Here is a 20,370-nt window from a genome sequence, read left to right on the forward strand (position 1 = left end):
GGGTGAACGGGCGCTCTGACGGGGCCCTCGTCAGGCCGGGACCTCCTCGGGGGCTCCGGTCGTCCTCTGTTCCGTCAGCCGCACTTCCCGGTGGGCCGGGTCCCGCACCTCGCCGACCAGGAGCTCCAGGACGTCCTCCAGGGCCACCAGGCCCAGTATCCGGCCGGAGGCGTCGGAGACCTGGGCGAGGTGGGTCGCGGCGCGGCGCATCACCGTGAGGGCGTCGTCCAGCGGCAGTTCGGGACGGAGGGTCGTCATCGGACGCCAGAGCTGCTGGGGCACCGCCCGGTCGGAGTCCTCCAGGTCCAGTACGTCCTTCACGTGCAGATAGCCCATGAAGGCCCCGCTCTCCGCGGCCACCGGGAAACGGCTGTACCCGGTGCGGGCGGTGAGCTCCACGATCTGCCCCGGCGTGACCGCCGGGGTGACCGTCACCAGTGACTCGCCCTTCAGCAGGACGTCCGTCACCGGGCGGGAACCCAGCTCCAGGGCGTCCTCCAGACGTTCGGCCGCCTCGGGGTCGAGCAGGCCCGCCTGGCCGGAGTCCTCCACCAGCCGGTTGAGCTGCTCGCTGGTGAAGACCGCCTCGACCTCGTCCTTGGGCTCGACGTGGAAGAGCCGCAGGATGGCCCGGGCGCAGGCGCCGAGCGCGATCGTGACGGGCCTGCACAGGCGGGCGAACCAGACCAGGCCGGGGCTCAGCCACAGCGCGGCCTTCTCGGGGGCCGCCATCGCCAGGTTCTTCGGGACCATCTCACCGATGACGAGGTGGAAGAAGACCACGGCGGCGAGGGCGATGACGTAGCCGAGCGGGTGGATCATGCCGTGCGGGATGTGCATCCACGCGAAGACCGGCTCCAGCAGATGGGCGACCGTCGGCTCGGCGACCGCGCCCAGGGTCAGCGAGCAGACGGTGATGCCGAACTGGGCGGCCGCCATCATCTGCGGCAGATGCTCCAGTCCGTACAGCACCTGGCGGGCGCGTACGGTGCCGAGCGGTTCGACCTGGCTGCGGCGGACCGAGACGAGCGCGAACTCGGCGCCCACGAAGAAGCCGTTGGCGAGCACGAGCAGCGCGGCGAAGAGGAGTTGCAGGACGCTCATCCGGCGGCCTCCACGAGCAGCGGTGCCGTTCTGACCAGCCGGACGCGTTCCGCGCGGTAGTGGCGGACGCGGCGTACGGACAGCCGCCAGCCGGGCAGTTCCGCGCGGTCGCCGACGGCCGGGATCCGGCCGAGGAGATCGGCGACCAGCCCGGCCACCGTCTCGTACGGGCCCTCGGGCACCTCCATGCCTATGCGCAGCAGGATGTCGACCCGGACGCCGCCGTCGACGTCCCAGGCGGGGTTGCCGTCCTCGGGCGGGGCGGCGGCCAGTTCGGGAGCCTCCTGACCGTCGTGCTCGTCGCGCACCTCGCCGACGACCTCCTCGACGATGTCCTCCAGGGTGACGACCCCGGCCGTGCCGCCGTACTCGTCGACGACGACCGCGATGGGCTGCTCGCTGCGCAGCCGGGTGAGCAGCGGCCGCACCGGGAGCGTCTCGGGGACGAGCAGCGCCGGGCGGGCGATACGGCCCACCGGAGTGCGCAGCCGGTCGGGCACGGACACCGCGAGGGCGTCCTTCAGGTGCACCATGCCGACGATCTCGTCGATCCGCTCCCGGTACACGGGGAAGCGGGACAGCCCGGTGGCCCGGGTCAGGTTGACCACGTCCTCGGCGGTCGCCGAGGACTGCAGCGCGCTGACCTTCACCCGCGGGGTCATGACGTGCTGCGCGGTGAGTTCGCCGAGGGAGAGGGTGCGGACGAAGAGGTCCGCCGTGTCCTGTTCCAGGGCGCCGGCCCGGGCGGAGTGCCGGGCCAGGGAGACGAGTTCGCCGGGGGTGCGGGCGGAGGCCAGCTCCTCGGCGGGTTCGATGCCTAGGGCGCGCACCAGCCGGTTGGCCACGGCGTTCAGCCCGGCGATGACCGGGCGGAACAGGCGGGCGAACGCGTGCTGGGGACCCGCCACGAAGCGGGCGACCTGCATCGGGCGGGACACCGCCCAGTTCTTGGGCACGAGTTCGCCGATCACCATCTGCACGGCCGAGGCCAGCAGCATGCCGACGACGACGGAGACACCGGAGACGGCGCCCGCGGGCAGGCCCATGCCCGTGAAGGGGCCGTGCAGCAGTCCGGCGAGAGCCGGTTCCGCCAGCATGCCGACGACCAGGGAGGTGATGGTGATGCCGAGCTGGGTGCCGGAGAGCTGGAAGGAGAGTTCCTTCAGCGACTCGACGACCCGGCGGGCGCGCCGGTCGCCGCTCGCGGCGGCCTCTTCGGCGTCCGGTCGCTCGACGGTGACCAGGCCGAACTCGGCGGCCACGAAGAATCCGTTGGCCAGGATCAGCAGGAAAGCGGCTGCGAGCAGCAGCAGTGGGGTGGTCATGATGCCGCCGCCTCCGCATGCGCGCGGGCCTCGGGATGCGGGTCCGCGCTATGTCGGCAGGGGGCGGCGCAGGTACTGCAGGACGATCCGTCCATCGCCGGAGAGGGTCACTCCTCGGGTAGCTGGAGCCCCTGGGCTCCGGGCGGGGCGGCAGGGGCGGAGGCGCTGTCGTCGCGCCTCCGCACACCAGATTAATCAAGACAGGGGCGACTGCGGCAGGTGGACGTCCCCGGCGCTTGCCCCGAGTCAGTCCCGGGGGGCGTCGGGAGCGGCCGTGGAGCGGGCCTCGGCGAGCGCCCGCAGGGCCCGCGCGTCGGCGATGGCCTGCTGCTTGGCGATGCCCGGCTGGATGCCGAGCGCGGGCAGGCTGGTGCCGTCGCTGAGGTTCAGGAAGACCCAGGGATCACCGGGACGGAGGTTCACCTGAAGGATCTCCGCCCACTCCAGACGGCGCCGGCTCACGATGTTGACGACCGTGACGCCGGTCTCGTCGGCGACGACCTTCGGGCGAGCCAGCAGGAACAGCACGCCGGCCAGCAGCGCGGCGGTGAACACGAAGCTGACCCGCTCCCCCGGGTTGAGCTGGTCCAGCAGCAGCGCGATCAGCGTGATGACCGCGAAGAGGGCTGTTCCGGCCGTCAGCAGCACCGCGCGGGTGCGGCCGGGGCGGAAGGTGGCGGGCAGTGCGGGCGGGGGGCCCTGGATCGTGTCCGGCATGAGAGTGCTCCGGGGCCCGGTCAGAGGCGACAGGCGTGGATGGCCGTGGTGAGGATGGCGCGGGCGCCGATGTCGTACAGGTCGTCCATGATCCGCTGGGCCTCCTTGGAGGGGACCATCGCGCGGACGGCCACCCAGCCCTCGTTGTGCAGCGGGGACACCGTGGGGGACTCCAGGCCGGGGGTGAGGGCGACGGCCTTCTCGAGCTGTTCGACGCGGCAGTCGTAGTCCATCATCACGTACGTGCGGGCGACCAGGACGCCCTGGAGGCGGCGCAGGAACTGCCGCACCTTGGGCTCCTCGCCGTCCGCGCCGGTGGTGGGGGTCCCCCCGGGCGAGTGGGTTCGGGCCCGGGGGAGGATGACGACGGCCTCGGACTTCATGATCGGCTCGCCGACGACCTCCAGACCGGCGTTGCGCAGCGAGGTGCCGGTCTCGACGACGTCCGCGATGACCTGGGCGACGCCGAGCTGGATCGCGGTCTCGACGGCGCCGTCGAGGTGGACGACGGAGGCGGCGATGCCGTTGTCCGCGAGGTGCGCCGCGACGATGCCCTCGTACGAGGTGGCGACCGTCTTGCCCGCCAGGTCCGCCAGGTCTCCGAGGGTGCCCGGCTTGGTGGCGTAGTGAAAGGTGGAGCGGGCGAAGCCGAGGGGGAGGATCTCCTCGGCCGCGGCACCGGAGTCGATCAGCAGGTCGCGTCCGGTGATGCCGATGTCGAGCTGGCCGGAGGCGACGTAGATGGCGATGTCGCGGGGGCGGAGGTAGAAGAACTCGACCTCGTTCGTCGGGTCGACGATCCGCAGTTCCTTGGAGTCGCGGCGCTGCTGGTAGCCGGCCTCATGCAGCATCTCCCCCGCGGGGCCTGACAGGGAACCCTTGTTGGGGACGGCGATGCGCAGCATGAGGTCGGCTTCCTTCGTGTGGAGGGGTGTGTCGCGGACGTCGGTTCTTACAGGTGGGCGTAGACGTCGTCGAGGGAGATGCCGCGGGCGACCATCATCACCTGGACGTGGTAGAGCAGCTGCGAGATCTCCTCGGCGGCCGCTTCCCTGCCCTCGTACTCGGCGGCCATCCAGACCTCGGCGGCCTCCTCGACGACCTTCTTGCCGATGGCGTGGACGCCCTTGTCGACCAGCTCGGCGGTGCGGGAGGTGGCGGGATCGCCGTGGGCGGCCTTGTGCTGGAGCTCGGTGAAGAGCTCCTCGAACGTCTTCTTGGACATGGTGCTCCTTACCCTACGCGGTGACGGGGACTGCTCACCGCCAGGGCTCGGATACCGAACGCAGACAGGCCGCGGTCGCCACCGCCGCGGTGACCGCCTCGTGCCCCTTGTCCTCGCTGGAGCCGGGCAGTCCGGCGCGGTCCAGTGCCTGCTCCTCGTTGTCGCAGGTGAGCACTCCGAAGCCGACGGGGACACCGGTGTCGACCGAGACCTGGGTAAGGCCCTGGGTGACGCCCTGGCACACGTACTCGAAGTGGGGGGTGCCGCCCCGGACGACGACGCCGAGGGCGACGACCGCGTCGTACCCCCGCTCGGCCAGGACCTTGGCGACGACCGGGAGTTCCCAGCTGCCGGGGACCCGGAGCAGGGTCGGTTCGTCGATCCCGAGGTCGTGCAGGGCGCGCAGCGCGCCGTCCACCAGTCCGTCCATCACCTTCTCGTGCCACTGCGCGGCGATGACGGCGACCCGCAGGTCCCCCACGTCGCGTACGGACAGTTCCGGTGCACCCTTGCCGCTCACGTCTCTCCTCGCTGGTTCTGTTACTGGTTGCCGCAGGCGGGCACGGTCGGCGTGTCCAGCCAGGGCAGGTCGTGGCCCATCCGGTCCCGCTTGGTGCGCAGGTAGCGGAGGTTGTGCTCGCTCGCGGTGACGGGCATCGGCTCGCGTCCGTTGACCGTGATCCCGTGCCGGGCGAGCGCGTCGGCCTTGTCGGGGTTGTTGGTCAGCAGGCGGACGCTGCGCACGCCGAGGTCGGCGAGGATCTGCGCGCCGGCGCCGTAGTCGCGGGCGTCGGCGGGCAGGCCGAGTTCGAGGTTGGCGTCGAGGGTGTCCCGGCCGCGCTCCTGGAGTTCGTAGGCGCGCAGCTTGGACATCAGGCCGATGCCGCGTCCCTCGTGGCCGCGCAGGTAGACCACGACGCCCCGGTCCTCGGCCTGGACGCGCTCCAGGGAGGCGTCCAGCTGGGGGCCGCAGTCGCAGCGCTGGGAGCCGAAGATGTCGCCGGTGAGGCATTCGGAGTGGACCCGGACGACGACGTCCTCGCCGTCGCCGATGTCACCGTGGACGAGGGCGACGTGCTCGACGCCGTCGACGGTGGAGCGATAGCCGTAGGCGGTGAAGGTGCCGTGCGCGGTGGGCAGACGCACCTCGGCCTCGCGGCGGACGGTGGGTTCGGCGGAGCGTCGGTACGCGATCAGGTCCTCGATGGAGATGATCGTCAGGCCGTGCTTGCGGGCGAAGGGGATCAGCTCGGGCAGCCGGAGCATGGTGCCGTCCTCGCCGGCGATCTCCACGATGGCGCCGGCCGGGCGCAGTCCGGCGAGGCGGGCGAGGTCGACGGCGGCCTCGGTGTGGCCGTTGCGCACGAGCACACCGCCGGGGCGGGCGCGCAGCGGGAAGACATGGCCGGGGCGGACGAGGTCGGAGGGTTCGGCGGCGCCGCTCGCCAGCACCTGGAGGGTGGTGGCGCGGTCGGCGGCGGAGATGCCGGTGCCCACTCCGTGGGCGGCGGAGGCGTCGACGGAGACGGTGAAGGCGGTCTTCATCGACTCGGTGTTGTCGTCCACCATCTGGGGGAGGCGCAGCCGGTCCAGTTCGTCGCCCTCCATGGGGGCGCAGATGAGGCCGCGGCACTCGCTCATCATGAAGGCGACGATCTCGGGGGTGGCCTTCTCGGCGGCGATGACGAGGTCGCCCTCGTTCTCGCGGTCCTCGTCGTCGACGACCACGACCGGGCGGCCGGCGGCGATGTCGGCGACGGCCCGCTCGACCGGGTCGAGGGTGAGGTCCTCGAAGCCGTCGGCGCTGTACAGGATCGGTGCCGCGCTCATGCCGGCGCTCCTTCCAGGGCGGGCCGCGCGTCGCGGGAGCGCAGCCACCAGTCGCGCATGCCCCACAGGACGAGCGCGCCGTAGATGACGTAGACGAAGCCGGAGAAGGCGAAGCCGTTGGCGAAGTTGAGGGGGACGCCTACGAGGTCGACGAGCAGCCAGGCGAACCAGAACTCGACCATGCCGCGGGCCTGCGCGTACATGGCGACGACGGTGCCGACGAAGATGTAGGCGTCCGGCCAGGGGTCCCAGGACAGCGACGGGTAGAGGGTGAACAGTCCGCCGACCGCGAGGGTGCCGAGGGCGGCCCCGGCGAGCAGTGCGCCGCGCTCGCGCCAGGTCGCGAACCGTACGGCGATGGAGCCGTCCTGTGCCTGCTGCCGGCCGCGGTTCCACTGCCAGAAGCCCCAGGCGGCGACCAGCATGACGACGACCTGCTTGCCCGCGCTGCCCGAGAGGTGGGCGGTGGCGAAGGCGGTGAAGAGGATCAGCCCGGAGACGAACTGGGCGGGCCACGTCCACAGGGAGCGTCGCCAGCCGAGCGCGAGGGCGACCAGACCGACCACGTTGCCGATCATGTCCGACCACTTGATGTGCTGGTCGAAGAGGGTGAAGGCCTCGGAGTTGAGCCAGTTCACCGGGCCGCCCCCTCACCGGTCAGCCGGTCGCCCAGCATCCGCTCGACGTACTTGGCGATGACGTCCACCTCGAGGTTGACCGGGTCGCCCGGCTGCTTGATGCCGAGCGTCGTCAGGGCGAGGGTGGTGGGGATGAGGCTGACGGTGAAGAAGTCGGACCCGGCGTCGACGACGGTGAGGCTGATGCCGTCGACGGTGATGGAGCCCTTCTCCACGACGTAGCGGGAGAGGCCGGCGGGAAGGGAGATCCTCACGATCTCCCAGTTCTCCGAGGGCTCGCGTCCGAGGATCTCGCCGGTGCCGTCGACGTGCCCCTGGACGATGTGGCCGCCGAGGCGGGAGCCCACGGCCGTGGGGCGTTCGAGGTTGACGCGGGAGCCGACGGCGAGGACGCCGAGGCTGGAGCGCTTCAGGGTCTCCGCCATCACGTCGGCGGTGAACTCGTCGCCCTCGTGCTCGACGACCGTGAGGCAGACTCCGTTGACGGCGATGGAGTCACCGTGTTTCGCGCCTTCGGTGACGACGGGGCCGCGCAGCCGGAAGCGACAGGCGTCGTCGAGGGTCTCGACGGCGGTGATCTCGCCCAGCTCTTCGACGATTCCGGTGAACACTTCCCGGGTCCTCCTGCCTCTTAGGGCACGGACTCCGGGGCTGTCGCTTGACGACAGAAACCGCGGACGACGACACCGGGAGCGACGCCGGACAGGGCTCGCCTCCACGGCGAACCGGTACGGCGGCGCGCATGGATGCCCGCCCGCCGCGCACTGCCTCCCATCCGGACTTTAACCGTCGGTCCAGGAATTTCACCTGGTCAACCGGCCGCTGGAGGCGACCGGGTCGCGGACTGTAACCGCCGGTTCGGACTTTCACCGACCCCGGAGTGCGCTGCTACTGGTACAGGGCCAGTGTGCCACGACCGGCCGCCCTCCATGCGGGCGAGGGGTGTGGAGTGGCTCACAAGGGGTGACTGTGGCGCGACTTTGCGCGCTTGGGCGACAACTCCCCACCCCTGGAACGCGCTTGAGAGCCTCGCCCAGTTGGTCCGTACCTATTGACGCAGTGGTCTAGTCCTCTTAGGGTCTGCGTCGACCTCCGTGGGAGGAACCCCGTGCGCCTGCGGCCAGGCGTGGGACACCTCGACCCGGAACCGGCCCGGCGGCGGTGACGACGGCCCTTGCCCGCCGCCGGGCCTCACCACGCGCGGATGCGCGGGGTGCCGGGCCCGGCGAAGCTGGACGGCGTACGACATGAGCCGGCACGGCCGGCCGACGGGTGTCCGAAGGGGCTGAACAGCATGACGACGATCCTGGTGACCGGCGGAACCGGAACGCTCGGCCGGCATGTCACCGAACGGCTCCGCGCGGCCGGGCACGAGGTGCGGGTGCTCAGCCGGCACACTCCGCCGTACGCCGTCGACCTGCGGGAGGGCGGGAGCGGGCTGGACGCCGCCGTCACGGGCGCGGACACGATCGTGCACTGCGCGACGTCCGCGCGGGGCGGCGACGAGCAGGCCGCGCGGAATCTGATCGCCGCGGCCCGGCGGGCCGGGGCCGGGCATCTGGTGTACATCTCGATCGTCGGTGTCGACCGCGTGCCGTTCGGTTACTACAAAACCAAGCTGGCGGTGGAACGGCTGGTCGAGGAGTCGGGGCTGGGCTGGACGGTGCTGCGCGCCACCCAGTTCCACGATCTGGTGCTCACGGTGCTCCAGGGCATGGCGAAGCTGCCGGTCCTGCTGCTGCCGGCCAGGGTGAAGGACCAGCCGGTCGAGGTCACCGAGGTGGCGGACCGGCTGGCGGAGCTGGCGCAGGGCGCGCCGGCCGGCCGCGCGGACGACATGGGCGGCCCGGAGGTACGTACGTTCGACTCCTTGGCCCGCGCCTATCTGAAGGCGTCCGGCCGCCGCCGTGCGGTGGTGAAGGTCCCCTTGCGGGGCGCGGCGTACGACGCCTTCCGCGACGGCGGCCACCTCGCCCCGGAACGGGCGGTGGGCAAGGGCACGTTCGACGAGTACCTGAGGAAGCGGTTCCCGGCCACCGCCGCGCACCGCTGACCCGACCGGGCCCGGACCACCTCCCGGCCCTCCGTGGCCGCCCCGCGACCGACATCCGGAACCTGGTGAACGGGCGTGGCGACCGACGGCCGAAACCCCCTGGCCCGACCCGCCGGTGCAGTCACGCGCCGGCGCCGGGGGCCGGGCGTGGCAGTCGGGCCACGGCAGTCGCCGAGGGGTCCGGACCTGAGCCACCCCGGTCCGCAGCCTCCGGAAGCGGCCTCGGCGGGTATGCGCCAGGCGGGCCGGCACGCGCAGGCCAGGAGGAGTCCTCCGGCTCGGGCCTGCTCCCGGGGTGACGCCCGACGGCGCGGCCGAACGCGGCCGGTGGGCGCGGTCGCTGGGCGGAGGCGGGCGGCGGGGCGCCGCCCGGCAACCGGCCACGACGCCGCCGGGGGCTCCCCGGCAGGATCCCGACGACGCCCCCTGAGGCAGGCGGCATATTCGCAACAGGCCCTTAGTGGGCGGACGCGCCGAAGAGGTCGTTCTGGGCGTGGTCGCGGGCCGTCAGGAGGGCTCCGCGCAGGACCGCGCCGCCGCCCAGGGTGCTGGGGCGCACGTCGGCGGGCAGCGGGGACATTACGGCGAGGCGGTCCCGCACCCGGGCGGCGAGCGGTTCGCCGCCCGCCCGGCCGATCTCGCCGCCCAGGACCACGTACCCGGGGTCCAGCAGCGCGACCACCGCGGCGGCGCCCACCGCGATCCGGTCGGCCAGGGTGTCCAGGAAGCGTGCTTCCGGGGACCCGGTCCCGGCCACGGCCGTCCGCACCGCCCCGGCCGCCGGCGGCTCGGTCCCGGGCTCCGCCGTCACGCCGTACTCCCCCGCCAGCTCGGCGACCGCCGCCGCCCCCGCCAGGGAGTGGAAGCCGCCCGCGCAGTCGGTGGCGGACGGCAGCCCGCGCGTGCCCGGTACCGGCAGGAAGCCGATCTCGCCCGTGCCACCGGAGGCGCCCCTGCGCAGGGTGCCGTCGAGGATCACGGCGGCGCCGGTGCCGTGGCCCAGCCACAGCAGGACGAAGGTGTCGCGGTCCCGGGCCGCCCCGTCGCGCTGCTCGGCCAGCGCGGCGAGGTTGGTCTCGTTCTCCACGATGACCCGGGCCTCGGGCAGCCGCTCCTGGAGCGCGGCGACCAGGCGCCGGTGCCACTCGGGCAGGCCGGTGGAGTCGCGGAGTTCGCCGCTCGCGGGGTCGATCAGGCCGGGCGCCCCGATCCCGACGGTGTGCAGCCGGTCGGCGCCCGCCTCCTTCACCGTCCGTTCGACCAGCGCCACCGCCTGCTCGACCGCCGGCCCGGTCCCCGCGTCGCCGGTGATGGGCAGGGACGCCTCGGCCAGCACCCCGCCGACGAGGTCCGACACGACCACGGAGACGCCCTCGGTGCGGACGTCCAGCGCGGCCAGGTGCGCCCGGCCGGCGACGATGCCGTACAGCCTGGCGTTGGGTCCGCGGCGCTGCTCCCCCGCCTCGCCGACCACCGCGATGAGCCCGGCGTCGGTGAGCCGTTCGACGAGGTCGGCGACGGTCGGCCGGGACAGCCCGGTGAGCTGCTTCAACTGCCCTGCGGTCAGAGGGCCTTCCTGCTGGAGCAGGCGCAGGGCGAGCCGGTCGTTGATGGCTCTGGCGGTGCTCGGGGATGCGGCCATGCCGGGATCCTTCCAGATCGGCGGGACCGGTCGGCGCGAGGACCGGCAGCGCGGAACGAGCGGGGGCGGACTCACCACCCTCTTATCTTTCAGGCAGGGTTCCTGATAGTTTACGGCGGCGCTTGACGGAACGGACCATCGGGAGGGGCGGGGAGATGAGTGCAGGGGTGTACGCACAGCGCGAGGTGAGGCGGGCGCGGTATGCCGTGGGAGCCGTGTTCGCCGTGCACGGCGCGGTCACCGGCTCGTTCGCCACCCGGGTCCCCTGGATCCAGGACCACGCCGGAGTCAGCGCGGGGCAGTTGGGCCTCGCGCTCGCCTTCCCGGCGCTCGGCGCGTCCGTGGCGATGCCGCTGGCCGGCGGCATCAGCCACCGTTTCGGCGCCCGCACCGCGCTGCGCGGGCTGATCGCGCTGTGGACGCTCGCTCTCGTCCTGCCGTCGGTCGCCCCGAACCTCCTCACCCTCTGCCTCGCCCTGTTCGTCTACGGCGCCAGTGCCGGCATGTCCGACGTGGCGATGAACGCGCTCGGCGTGGAGGTGGAGAACCGTCTCAACAAGTCGATCATGTCCGGACTGCACGGCATGTGGAGCGCCGGCGCACTGGTCGGTTCGGCGGCCGGCACGCTCGCCGCCCACCTGGGCTCGGACGCCCGGCTGCACCACGCCCTCGCGGCAGCGGTCCTGACGGCGGCGGGCGTGACGGCCTGCGCCTGGGTCCTCGACCTGCAGCCGGCCGAGGACGAGGAACCGCCGCCGCGGTTCGCGCTGCCGCCCCGCTCCGCGCTGCTCATCGGCGCGATCGGGTTCTGCGCGGTGTTCGCGGAGGGCGCGAGCCTGGACTGGTCGGCGGTCTATCTGCGCGACCAGCTGGAGACCTCGGCCGGTCTCGCGGCGGCCTGCACCACCGGTTTCACGCTCACCATGGCGATCGCCCGGATCGCCGGCGACCGTGTGGTGGACCGCTACGGCGCCGTCCGCACGGTCCGCGCGAGCGGTGTGGTCGCGGTCCTCGGCGGACTGCTCATCGTGTTCGCCGAGCACCCCGCCATGGCGATGGGCGGCTTCGCGCTGATGGGGCTCGGCATCGCGGTGGTCGTGCCGCTGTGCTTCGCCGCCGCCGGCCGCAGCGGCGCCAACCCGAGCCTGGCGATCGCGGGCGTCGCGACCATCACCTACACCTCGGGCCTGATCGCCCCGAGCGCGATCGGCCTGCTGGCCCAGGCGACCAGTCTGATGGTGTCGTTCGTGCTGGTGACGGTGCTGTCGTGCGGCATCGCCGGCTTCGCGAGCGTGCTGCGGGCGGGAGACCGCACGAAGCGGATCAGCCGCCCGGACGCAGCAGTTCCCGACCCGCGTCCCTGAACGTCTCGCTCCAGGGCGCCGGGCGCAGGGTCGTGGCGTCCAGCCGCACCAGCACCCGGCTGCCCCGCGCGTAGGTCACCGCGCCGTCCTCCGAGCAGAAGCGGAAGCCGTAGGTCAGCCCGGTCGTGCCGAGCCGCTCCAGCCACAGGTGGACGGCGTACGCGCCGGCCCGGGTGACGGGCGCCTCGTAGCCGATGCGCAGTTCCCTGACCGCGTTGCAGGCGTCGCCCGCCGCCACCCAGTCGCCCTCGAAGCGGACGCCCTTCTCCTGCCACAGCTCGGTCCACGCCCGCTCGACCAGCAGCGGGTAGCGGGCGTTGTGCAGCAGTCCCAGCGCGTCGAGGTCGTCGAAGTGGACGGTCACGGGGATCAGCCGGCCGTACGACAGGGCGGGGGCGGGCGGGGCTTCGGCGGTCACGGGCGGGACTCCAGGGACGTACGGAATGGGTGCCGCTTACATCCAACAGCGGCGCGCCCTCATCCTAAGCAGACGCTCAGCCGGGCCTCCCCGGCCCGCCCGCCGGTACGGAGCACCGCTGCTCAGCCCGCACAATGGTCCGGACACGCTGCACGTACGACGAAAGCGACACCCCATGAATCTCGGCGTCCGGTGGAAACTGCACGGCGACGGACGCACCCCGGCACCCGGCGCGGTGGTCCGCCCCGACGAACGGCTCTCCTGGCCGCGCACGGCGGGACTGGGCGCCCAGCACGTCGTCGCGATGTTCGGCGCCTCCTTCGTCGCGCCGGTGCTCATGGGTCTGGACCCCAACCTGGCGATCATGATGTCGGGCGTCGCCACGATCGTCTTCCTGCTGGCCACCCGCGGCCGGGTGCCCAGCTACCTGGGCTGCTCGCTCTCCTTCGTCGGCGTCGCGGCGGTCATCCGGGCGCAGGGCGGCTCCAGCGCCACCGTCACCGGCGCGGTGTTCGTGGTGGGGGCCGCGCTGTTCCTGGTGGGTCTCGCGGTGCGCCGGTTCGGCGCGCGGATCATCCACGCCGCGATGCCGCCGATCGTGACCGGCGCGGTGGTGATGCTCATCGGCTTCAACCTGGCTCCGGTGACCGCGGCGACCTACTGGCCGCAGGACCAGTGGACCGCCCTGTTCGTGATGCTGTTCACCGGTCTGGCCGTGGTCTGTCTGCGCGGCTTCTGGTCCCGGATCGCGATCTTCCTCGGGCTGGTCTTCGGCTACGTCCTGTCCTGGGCGCTGGACCGGGTCTTCGGGCGGATCCACTCGGCCGACGCGAGCGGCAAGGTCACCGACCACTGGCGCCTGGACCTCTCCGGGGTGGGCCAGGCCGACTGGATCGGCCTGCCGGCCCTGCACGGCCCGTCCTTCGAGTGGTCGGCGATCCTGGTCGCGCTGCCGGTGGTCATCGCGCTGATCGCCGAGAACGCCGGACACGTCAAGGCGGTCGGCGAGATGACCGGCGACAACCTCGACGACAAGCTCGGCACGGCCATCTCCGCCGACGGCGTCGGCTCCATGCTGTCCACCGCGGTGGGCGGCCCGCCCAACACCACCTACTCCGAGAACATCGGCGTGATGGCCGCGACCCGCGTCTACTCCACGGCCGCGTACTGGGCCGCCGCCGGTTTCGCCCTGCTGTTCGGCCTCTGCCCGAAGTTCGGCGCGGTCGTGGCGGCCATCCCGGGCGGTGTGCTCGGCGGGATCACCGTCATCCTGTACGGCATGATCGGCCTGCTCGGCGCCCAGATCTGGATCAACGCCAAGGTGGACCTGCGCAATCCGCTGAACCTGGTGCCGGCCGCGGCGGGCATCATCATCGGTGTCGGCAACGTCAGCATGGAGTTCACCGACACCTTCTCGCTCAGCGGTATCGCCCTCGGCACGCTGGTCGTCATCACCGGCTACCACGCGCTGCGCGCCTTCGCGCCGGCCCACCTCAAGACGCAGGAGCCGCTGCTCGACGAGGGCACGTCCTCCTACGACACGGAGGGCACCGAGGGCGATCAGCGCGCCAAGTCGTAGGCGTACGAAGGGCTGAAGGCGCCCGGCTCCCCCTCGCAGCCGTCCGACTCCCCGGGCAGCTTGACCCACAGGTAGGCGTCGATCCGGGACTCCCCGGTGCTGAGCGAAGGCGCCCGGCCGAGCTTGCGGCCGGCCGGGTCGCACCACTCGCCGTCCGAGGGGGCGCCGTTGCCGTTGCGGCTGGTGTCGATCACCGCGCCGAGGCCCGGCGGCCCGGCGAGGGCGTCGAGCACGGCCCGGTCGTAGGCCATCTCGTCGGCCGTGCCGTGGAAGTTGGAGACGTTGCTGAACACACCGTCGGAGGAGTCGGCCGAGGCGGCCCCGGCCTGCCGCAGCAGGCTCGCCTGCTTGGCCGGGGCGTGCCAGCCGGAGTGCCCGGCGTCGAAGTAGACCCGCGCCCGGGGGTTGGCGTCCTTCAGCACCCGGCCGGCCCGGGCCAGCGAGGCGAAGCGGTCGGCGCGCCGTCCCGCAGGGAGGCAGTCGGACTGGGCGATCGAGTCGGGTTCCAGGACCACGACGACCTCCCCGCCTCCCAGCCCGGCGGCGAACCGGTCGATCCACTCGTCGTAGGCGGCCAGGTCGGGCGCCCCGCCCCCGGAGTGCCCGCCGCAGTCGCGGTCGGGGATCGCGTACGGCACGAGCACGGGCACCTGTCCCCGCGCGGCGCCGCCGGAGGCCACGGCACGCACCCGGGCGGTGATCGAGTCCGGGGAGTAGTCCGCGAACCACACGGCGGCCGGCCGTCCGGCGATACGGGACTCTATGACCGCCCGGCGCGGGTCCCCGGGGTTCCCCCGCACCCAGTCCAGGACCCGGCTCTCGGGGTGCCGGTAGAGGCGGGTGGACACGGGAACGGCCTGCCGCCTCCTCTCCGCCCCCGAAGCGGACGGCTTCGGCCCCGCCTTCTTCTCCGGGCCCGTCGTCGGCGAAGCGGACCCGGCGGCGGACGGCGGGGGCGACGGCGCGGGCAGCGGTTCCAGGCGCGGCGCGGAGGTCACCCGCGGGCGCGCCTCGTCCGAGCCGCCTCCGTCGCCGGCCGCCGACATCATTCCGGTGACGGTGCCGACCGCGACCACCACGGAGGCCGCCGCGACCATAGTGCCGCGCCGGGCGGCGCGTCTGCGCTCCGCCCTCCGCGCGGACAGGCGCCGGGCACGCGAGCCTGACACGGTAATGCTCCCCCTCCCCCACGGCGGGCGCGTTCCCCCGATCCGGGGATGTACCGGGCCCGCCGCCACCGGTGCCACCCTAAAGGTGCGACTCTGCGCGCATGGCGCAATACGAGCAAGTCCTCATGTCCGCGGACGGGGTCGTCTCCCGTATGCGCGCCCTCGACGCGGCCCTGTCCGCGCGGGACGGGGTCGCCGTCTTCAACCGTGTCTACCTCGCCGTCGCGGAGGCCGGTGACCGGCGCGTCGGCACCCGCCGGTCACCGGCCCCAGGCACGGCGATCACGCTGGACGTGCGGTGCGCGGAGCGCTATCTGACCGCGGTGGACGCGGTGCGGCCCCCCGCGTGCTGGCGTCCGCTGTTCCAGTCCCGCCACCATCCCGGGGTACGTCCCCTGCAGTTCGCCCTCGCGGGCGCCAACGCGCACATCGGCCACGACCTCGCGCTCGCCGTGGTGGACGCCTGTCGTAGCCTCGCCTGCGAACCGGAGGACCTGGAGGGGGAGTTCGACGCCGTGGGCGATCTCCTCGTCGCGCTGGAGGACCGTATCCGCGAGGAGCTGACCCCGGGCCCCGAGCTGCTGCGGATCGCCGACCCGCTGACCCATCTGCTCGGCGCGTGGAGCCTGGAACGCGCCCGGGACGCCGCCTGGACGGCGGCCCGGGCGCTGTGGGCGCTGCGCCAACAGCCCGAGGTCGCAGGTGAGTTCACCGACCGTCTGGACACGGCGGTCGGCTTCGCCGGCCGGATGCTCCTGACGCCGCTGCCGCACTGATCCGGTGTCGGGCTCAGTCCTCGGGCAGTTCGACCGGGGCGAGTTCCGTGTAGAGGTCGCCCGGGCCGGGGTTGGTCGGGTCGGTCTCGCCGCCGAAGTGGTGCATGACGCCCCAGACCGCGTTCAGCGCGGTCTGGACGGCGCCCTCGGCCCAGCCCGCCGTCCAGGAGATGTCGTCGCCGGCCAGGAAGATGCCCCGCTTGTCCTCGGGCAGTCCGTCCTGCATGAAGTGGGTGAACAGGCGCCGCTGGTAGCGGTAGTGGCCGGGCAGGTTGGCCTTGAACGCGCCCATGAAGTAGGGCTCGTTCTCCCAGGAGACGGTGACCGGGTTGCCGATGACGTGCTTCCTGATGTCGACCTTGGGGTAGATCTCGCCGAGCGACTTCAGCATGACCTCCATCCGCTCGTTCGCGGACAGCGGGAGCCACTTCAGGCTGTCGTCGCACCAGGTGTACGACAGACAGATCACGGCCGGCTTGTCCGGGCCGTCGTCCAGCAGGTACGTCCCGCGCGTCATCCGGTCCGTGAGCGTCATCGACATGACGTCCCGCCCGGTCTCCTCGTCCTTGTCGAGCCAGAACGGCCGGTCGACGGGCACGAAGAGCTTGGAGCTCTCCATGTAGTGGGTGCGCTCGATGGCCGTCCAGTGGTCGATCGGGAACAGCGAGTCGTCGCAGGCGATCTTGGACAGCAGCATCCAGGACTGGGCGGTGAAGATCGCCGCCGGGTAGGTGCGGATGTCGCCGTTCGCGTCCGTCACCGTGATGTGGTTGCCGGCGGTGCGGTTGAGCCGCGTGACCGCCGGGCGGGGCTCGCCGTCCACGTGCAGGGACCGCAGCGAGGTGCCGTAGGGCCAGTGGACGATCTTCTCCGGCTCGCGCTCCCACAGCCTGAGCGGCAGTTGCTGGGAGCCGCCGACGATGCCGCGGTGGTGGTCGTCGGCCTCGGTGTAGACGACCCGCAGGATCTCCAGGATGGAGTTGGGGAAGTCGGTGTCCCAGCCGCCGGTGCCGAAGCCGACCTGGCCGAAGATCTCGCGGTGCCGGAAGGACTTGAAGGCCTCGGAGTCGCAGAGGAAACCGTAGAAGGTCTGGTTGTCGAGCCTCTCGACCAGCTTCGCCCAGATCTCGCGGATGCGCGGGACGTCCCGCTCGCGCAGGGCGCGGTTCATGTCGGAGAAGTCGGCGCCCTCCTCCAGGCAGCGGGCCCAGGCGTCGGCCACGTCACGGTAGACCTGGGGCAGGTCGTCGAGGGTCTCGGCGTAGTGCGACTCGCCCTTCAGGTCCACGACGGTCGAGGGCGTGGCCTCGGCGAGCGGGTTGGGGAACGGCCGGGTCTCCAGTCCCGCGAGGTCGATGTAGTGCCGGAGCGCCGTGGAGGACGGCGGGAAGCGCATCGCGCCCATCTCGGCGGTCAGGGAGGGGTCGCAGCCCTCGAAGCCCACGGTCCGCAGCCGTCCGCCGATCCGGTCGGCCTCGTAGACGACCGGCTTCAGCCCCATCTTCATCAGCTCGTACGCGGCGACGATGCCGGACAGTCCGCCGCCGATGACCGCCACCTCGGTGCCGTGCGCGGTCGCCGGCACCTGGCCGAGGCCGGCCGGGTGGGCGAGGAAGTCGTCGTACGCGTACGGGAAGTCCGGGCCGAACATGGTGATCGGCGGCTGCTGCTCGTCGGCGTGCTCGATGGCGTTGGGCACGGTGGACGTCATGGGGTACGGACTCCTTGCACAGGTGAAGCGGTGGGGTTCAGACGAGGGACCCGTAGAGGCCGGGGCGGCGGTCGGCCAGATACGGGTTCGCCTCACGGGAGGCGGCGAGGAACACCGGGTCGGCGTCGGCGAGGAGCAGTTCCTCGTGGCGGCCGGCCCGGGTGCGGGCCACTCCGTCGGGCCCGGCGAGCGTGGACAGCCCGACGAACTCGAACTCGCCCTCCGGACCGACCCGGTTGACGTACGCCACGTACATCTGGTTCTCGAAGGCCCGCACCGGCACCATGTGCTCGGCGACGAACTGGAACGGGTGCATCTGTGCCGTCGGCACGAGCAGGAGGTCGGTGCCGGCGAGGGCGTGGGCCCGCACGTTCTCCGGGAACTCGACGTCGTAGCAGATCATCAGGCCGACGGTGAGACCGTTCAGCTCCGCCTGGACGACGGACTGCTCGCCCGGCGTGAAGTGTTCCCGCTCGAAGCAGCCGAAGAGGTGGGTCTTGCGGTAGTTCGCGAGACGCGTGCCGTCGGCGGAGATCAGCTGCAGCGAGTTGAAGACCCGCTCACCGTCCCGCTCGGGGTAGCCGTAGGCGATCGCCAGGCCGTGCCGGGCGGCCGTACCGGCGATCGCGGCGGCCGCGTCGCCGTCTGCGGGCTCGGCGAGCCGGGGCATGTCGTCGCCGACGGCGTACCCCGTGAGGAACAGCTCCGAGGTGACGAGCAGCCCGGCGCCCGCGGCGGCGGCGCGGCCGGCGGCCTCGTCGAGGACCTTGAGGTTCTCGGCGACGGATCCGGGCCGTCCGGAGCTCTGGAGCAGGGCGGTGCGCATGCGTGTTCCTCACCGGTACGCGGGGGGTTCGGGGGTCAGGAAGACGGTACGGTCGGGCGGCTCGCCCGGACAAGGCGGAGCTGTTGCGTGCCGGTGAGCGGTTCGTTGCGTCTGCTGGGGCGCGGGCGGCGATTCGTTGCATCGCCGTGCTACCGGTGCCCGGTGCGGTGCCGGTGCCCGGCGTGGGGGTGGGCCGGGGGTGGTCTGCGCAGCCCGGCGCTTACGGGGTGCCGTCGCGCCCACCCGTGCCGCCCCAGCGGCACGACTGCCCGCGGCTGGCGACGGGCGCTGCCCGCGGAGCGCGGCGGGTGCTCCCCGCGGCTGGCGACGGGTGCTCCCCGCTGAGCGCGGCGGGTGCTGCCCGCGGCTGGCAGCGGGTGGTGCCTGCGGAGGGCGGCGGGAGCTGCCCGCGGCTGGCGGCGGGAGCTGCCCGCGGCTGGCGGCGGGAGCTGCCCGCGGAACGCGGCGGGTGCTCCCCGCGGCTGGAGACGGGCGCTGCCCTCGGAGCGAGGCACGACTCCCCTCGGCTGGCGGCGGGTGTGGGGGATGGCCGCCGACGGCGCGGAGGGGGTGGGGCGGGGGTGGTCGCCCGCAGTGGCTGGCGCGTCCGCGCCCCTGACGTATTCCAGCCGGGGCAGTCGCGCCAGTCCGAGGACGGCCACCCCCGACCCGCCCCCGCCCCACCCACCGGCCTCAGGCGCTACGGCCCGGCCCGCCCCGCTTCCCGGCCAGAAGCAGCACCGCCGTCACCAGATACGGCACCGCGAAGACCACGAACGCCGTGCTGTGCGCGTACCCCGACGCGATCAGCGCGTATCCCCCGTACACCGCGACCGTCGCCAGTTCCGTGCCCAGCCCCGCGACCGAGGTCAGGGTCGCCCGCCCCGAGTCCTCGATGCGCCGCTGCAGCCGCGCATCGGCCAGCACCGTCGCCGCCTGGAAACCACCGAAGGCGAGCGCCACAAGAAGAAGTCCCGCCGGCGAACCGGCCGCCGCCCCGACAGCCAGGGCCACCCCCGCACCGGCCAGCAGAACACCGAGCCCGCCCGAGCCGAGCCGCTCGCCCTCCCCCGCGAGCAGACTCCCGGCAGTGGCCCCCGCCCAGATCAGCAGCAGCAGATACGGCACGGTCCCGTCGGCGACCCCCGTCCCCCGCACCAGCAGCGGCGTGTACTCATCAAGAGCGCCCCAGACGGCACCCACAGCCGGCACCAGCAGCAACGCCCCCCGCACCGACCGGTCCGCACGCGCCTCCGCGAGTCCCGCACGCAGCGTCGCCGTCCAGCCCACCTGCCCGTCCCCCGACGAGCGCCGCTCCGGAAACCGGAGCGCCAGGACCGCCGCCAGCAGGCACACCACCACACTCGCGCCGCCCACCGCGGCATGGCCGCCCCAGGCGAGCACAGGACCGGCAAGCCCCATCGCCGCCATGACGGCGACCAGCCCCGCCGCCCGCGCCCGCCCCATCACCCGGGCGTACCGGCCGGCCGCGTCGAGCCGCTCCAGCTCGTCGTAGACGAGCGCCTCCAGCGCACCGGAGCCAAGCGCTCCGCCGACCCCCCACAGCACGAACCCGAGGGCGAAGGCACCGTACGACGGAACGAGCACCCACAGCGCGAAGCCGGCCGCGGTGAACAGCGGACCGAGCCACAGCAGCAACCGCCGGGAGACCGCGTCGGCCCAGACGCCGGAGGGCACCTCCAGCAGCACACCGGTGACCGACCAGAGGGCGAACAGCGAGGAGATCTGCCAGACGGACAGCCCGGCGTCGCTGAACAGCAGCGCGTACACCGGGTACAGCAGGATGAAGTCTTCGAGGAACGCGTAGCCGTACAGCGTGGTCGTCAGCCGTCGCACGCGGACGTCGGACACACGCGGGGGCGTGAGAGTCATGAGGCCTTCCCGTAAGGGCGTTTCGGACACCGGACGTCGAGGACGTACGGCATCCGAGGCGGCCCTCGGGAGGCACACAGAGCGCACGAGGCGCAGAGGG

Annotated in this window: 19 protein-coding genes and 1 riboswitch; of the genes, 4 read left to right on the forward strand and 15 right to left on the reverse strand. The window is 72.8% G+C overall.

Going from position 1 to position 20,370, the window contains the following annotated elements; genetic code table 11:
* Positions 1-30: 30 nt before the first annotated feature.
* From CNQ36_RS05795 to CNQ36_RS05835, 9 genes are all read right to left on the reverse strand, one after another.
* Positions 31-1,104, reverse strand: coding sequence for a hemolysin family protein (locus tag CNQ36_RS05795; RefSeq protein ID WP_121545210.1), 1,074 nt, complete (start codon positions 1,102-1,104; stop codon positions 31-33).
* A complete protein-coding gene (locus tag CNQ36_RS05800) occupies positions 1,101-2,429 on the reverse strand; it encodes a hemolysin family protein (RefSeq protein WP_121545211.1) in 1,329 nt (442 codons plus the stop codon). The genes CNQ36_RS05795 and CNQ36_RS05800 overlap by 4 nt, the downstream gene beginning before the upstream one ends.
* Positions 2,430-2,675: 246 nt before the next feature.
* A complete protein-coding gene (locus CNQ36_RS05805; protein WP_004934069.1) occupies positions 2,676-3,146 on the reverse strand; it encodes a PH domain-containing protein in 471 nt (156 codons plus the stop codon).
* Positions 3,147-3,166: 20 nt separating this feature from the next.
* Positions 3,167-4,051 (reverse strand): ATP phosphoribosyltransferase, encoded by an 885-nt coding sequence (gene hisG, locus CNQ36_RS05810; RefSeq protein WP_004934066.1) that lies wholly within the window; start codon positions 4,049-4,051, stop codon positions 3,167-3,169.
* A 47-nt stretch (positions 4,052-4,098) separates the two neighbouring features.
* Positions 4,099-4,371: a phosphoribosyl-ATP diphosphatase gene (locus CNQ36_RS05815; protein ID WP_103543716.1), complete on the reverse strand. Its 273-nt coding sequence runs from the start codon at positions 4,369-4,371 to the stop codon at positions 4,099-4,101.
* A 34-nt stretch (positions 4,372-4,405) separates the two neighbouring features.
* Entirely contained in the window at positions 4,406-4,891 is a 486-nt protein-coding gene (ribH, locus tag CNQ36_RS05820; protein WP_004934060.1) for a 6,7-dimethyl-8-ribityllumazine synthase, read from the reverse strand.
* Positions 4,892-4,911: 20 nt separating this feature from the next.
* Entirely contained in the window at positions 4,912-6,201 is a 1,290-nt protein-coding gene (locus CNQ36_RS05825) for a bifunctional 3,4-dihydroxy-2-butanone-4-phosphate synthase/GTP cyclohydrolase II (protein WP_004934056.1), read from the reverse strand.
* Positions 6,198-6,839 carry a nicotinamide mononucleotide transporter family protein gene (locus tag CNQ36_RS05830; RefSeq protein WP_121545212.1) on the reverse strand — a complete coding sequence of 214 codons (642 nt, stop codon included), beginning with the start codon at positions 6,837-6,839 and terminating at the stop codon, positions 6,198-6,200. The genes CNQ36_RS05825 and CNQ36_RS05830 overlap by 4 nt, the downstream gene beginning before the upstream one ends.
* Positions 6,836-7,450, reverse strand: coding sequence for a riboflavin synthase (locus CNQ36_RS05835; RefSeq protein ID WP_040907699.1), 615 nt, complete (start codon positions 7,448-7,450; stop codon positions 6,836-6,838). Before CNQ36_RS05835 ends, CNQ36_RS05830 begins: the two co-directional genes overlap by 4 nt.
* 146 nt (positions 7,451-7,596) lie before the next feature.
* A riboswitch (FMN riboswitch) is annotated at positions 7,597-7,727 on the reverse strand.
* A 406-nt stretch (positions 7,728-8,133) separates the two neighbouring features.
* Here CNQ36_RS05835 and CNQ36_RS05840 point away from each other — a divergent pair.
* A complete protein-coding gene (locus CNQ36_RS05840) occupies positions 8,134-8,892 on the forward strand; it encodes an SDR family oxidoreductase (RefSeq protein WP_121548379.1) in 759 nt (252 codons plus the stop codon).
* A gap of 457 nt (positions 8,893-9,349) precedes the next feature.
* Here the strand turns inward: CNQ36_RS05840 and CNQ36_RS05845 are convergent, their stop codons facing one another.
* Positions 9,350-10,534: an ROK family transcriptional regulator gene (locus CNQ36_RS05845; RefSeq protein ID WP_121545213.1), complete on the reverse strand. Its 1,185-nt coding sequence runs from the start codon at positions 10,532-10,534 to the stop codon at positions 9,350-9,352.
* Between the two features lie 155 nt (positions 10,535-10,689).
* Between CNQ36_RS05845 and CNQ36_RS05850 the strand changes: the two genes are divergently transcribed.
* The gene (locus tag CNQ36_RS05850; RefSeq protein ID WP_004934044.1) at positions 10,690-11,898 is read left to right on the forward strand and encodes an MFS transporter; all 1,209 of its coding nucleotides are present in this window, start codon (positions 10,690-10,692) and stop codon (positions 11,896-11,898) included.
* Here CNQ36_RS05850 and CNQ36_RS05855 read toward each other — a convergent pair.
* Positions 11,858-12,316, reverse strand: coding sequence for an acyl-CoA thioesterase (locus tag CNQ36_RS05855; protein ID WP_040907696.1), 459 nt, complete (start codon positions 12,314-12,316; stop codon positions 11,858-11,860). The two genes, CNQ36_RS05850 and CNQ36_RS05855, sit on opposite strands and share 41 nt — an antisense overlap.
* 175 nt (positions 12,317-12,491) lie before the next feature.
* Between CNQ36_RS05855 and CNQ36_RS05860 the strand changes: the two genes are divergently transcribed.
* A complete protein-coding gene (locus CNQ36_RS05860; RefSeq protein ID WP_040907695.1) occupies positions 12,492-13,895 on the forward strand; it encodes a uracil-xanthine permease family protein in 1,404 nt (467 codons plus the stop codon).
* Here the strand turns inward: CNQ36_RS05860 and CNQ36_RS05865 are convergent.
* Complete coding sequence (locus tag CNQ36_RS05865) at positions 13,877-14,992, reverse strand: glycoside hydrolase family 6 protein (RefSeq protein WP_121545214.1); 1,116 nt, start codon at positions 14,990-14,992, stop codon at positions 13,877-13,879. The two genes, CNQ36_RS05860 and CNQ36_RS05865, sit on opposite strands and share 19 nt — an antisense overlap.
* A gap of 173 nt (positions 14,993-15,165) precedes the next feature.
* Here CNQ36_RS05865 and CNQ36_RS05870 point away from each other — a divergent pair, with 173 nt between their 5' ends.
* A complete protein-coding gene (locus CNQ36_RS05870; RefSeq protein ID WP_121545215.1) occupies positions 15,166-15,840 on the forward strand; it encodes a DUF5995 family protein in 675 nt (224 codons plus the stop codon).
* Positions 15,841-15,853: 13 nt separating this feature from the next.
* Here the strand turns inward: CNQ36_RS05870 and CNQ36_RS05875 are convergent, their stop codons facing one another.
* The 3 genes from CNQ36_RS05875 to CNQ36_RS05885 form a co-directional block, all read right to left on the reverse strand.
* The gene (locus tag CNQ36_RS05875; protein ID WP_004934035.1) at positions 15,854-17,551 is read right to left on the reverse strand and encodes a flavin monoamine oxidase family protein; all 1,698 of its coding nucleotides are present in this window, start codon (positions 17,549-17,551) and stop codon (positions 15,854-15,856) included.
* A 37-nt stretch (positions 17,552-17,588) separates the two neighbouring features.
* The gene (locus CNQ36_RS05880; protein ID WP_121545216.1) at positions 17,589-18,377 is read right to left on the reverse strand and encodes a carbon-nitrogen hydrolase family protein; all 789 of its coding nucleotides are present in this window, start codon (positions 18,375-18,377) and stop codon (positions 17,589-17,591) included.
* Between the two features lie 693 nt (positions 18,378-19,070).
* Positions 19,071-20,270, reverse strand: a complete 1,200-nt coding sequence (locus CNQ36_RS05885; RefSeq protein ID WP_121545217.1) for an MFS transporter — start codon at positions 20,268-20,270, stop codon at positions 19,071-19,073.
* Positions 20,271-20,370 lie beyond the last annotated feature (100 nt).

It is taken from the genome of Streptomyces fungicidicus, from assembly GCF_003665435.1.
In the GTDB taxonomy this organism is placed as follows: domain Bacteria; phylum Actinomycetota; class Actinomycetes; order Streptomycetales; family Streptomycetaceae; genus Streptomyces; species Streptomyces fungicidicus.

Bases quoted from the DNA above. Each gene is read 5' to 3' on its own strand.
- CNQ36_RS05795 (WP_121545210.1), bottom strand. From the start codon at position 1,104: ATGAGCGTCCTGCAACTCCTCTTCGCCGCGCTGCTCGTGCTCGCCAAC.
- CNQ36_RS05800 (WP_121545211.1), bottom strand. From the start codon at position 2,429: ATGACCACCCCACTGCTGCTGCTCGCAGCCGCTTTCCTGCTGATCCTG.
- CNQ36_RS05805 (WP_004934069.1), bottom strand. From the start codon at position 3,146: ATGCCGGACACGATCCAGGGCCCCCCGCCCGCACTGCCCGCCACCTTC.
- hisG (WP_004934066.1), bottom strand. From the start codon at position 4,051: ATGCTGCGCATCGCCGTCCCCAACAAGGGTTCCCTGTCAGGCCCCGCG.
- CNQ36_RS05815 (WP_103543716.1), bottom strand. From the start codon at position 4,371: ATGTCCAAGAAGACGTTCGAGGAGCTCTTCACCGAGCTCCAGCACAAG.
- CNQ36_RS05825 (WP_004934056.1), bottom strand. From the start codon at position 6,201: ATGAGCGCGGCACCGATCCTGTACAGCGCCGACGGCTTCGAGGACCTC.
- CNQ36_RS05840 (WP_121548379.1), top strand. From the start codon at position 8,134: ATGACGACGATCCTGGTGACCGGCGGAACCGGAACGCTCGGCCGGCAT.
- CNQ36_RS05845 (WP_121545213.1), bottom strand. From the start codon at position 10,534: ATGGCCGCATCCCCGAGCACCGCCAGAGCCATCAACGACCGGCTCGCC.
- CNQ36_RS05850 (WP_004934044.1), top strand. From the start codon at position 10,690: ATGAGTGCAGGGGTGTACGCACAGCGCGAGGTGAGGCGGGCGCGGTAT.
- CNQ36_RS05860 (WP_040907695.1), top strand. From the start codon at position 12,492: ATGAATCTCGGCGTCCGGTGGAAACTGCACGGCGACGGACGCACCCCG.
- CNQ36_RS05865 (WP_121545214.1), bottom strand. From the start codon at position 14,992: ATGGTCGCGGCGGCCTCCGTGGTGGTCGCGGTCGGCACCGTCACCGGA.
- CNQ36_RS05870 (WP_121545215.1), top strand. From the start codon at position 15,166: ATGGCGCAATACGAGCAAGTCCTCATGTCCGCGGACGGGGTCGTCTCC.
- CNQ36_RS05875 (WP_004934035.1), bottom strand. From the start codon at position 17,551: ATGACGTCCACCGTGCCCAACGCCATCGAGCACGCCGACGAGCAGCAG.
- CNQ36_RS05880 (WP_121545216.1), bottom strand. From the start codon at position 18,377: ATGCGCACCGCCCTGCTCCAGAGCTCCGGACGGCCCGGATCCGTCGCC.
- CNQ36_RS05885 (WP_121545217.1), bottom strand. From the start codon at position 20,270: ATGACTCTCACGCCCCCGCGTGTGTCCGACGTCCGCGTGCGACGGCTG.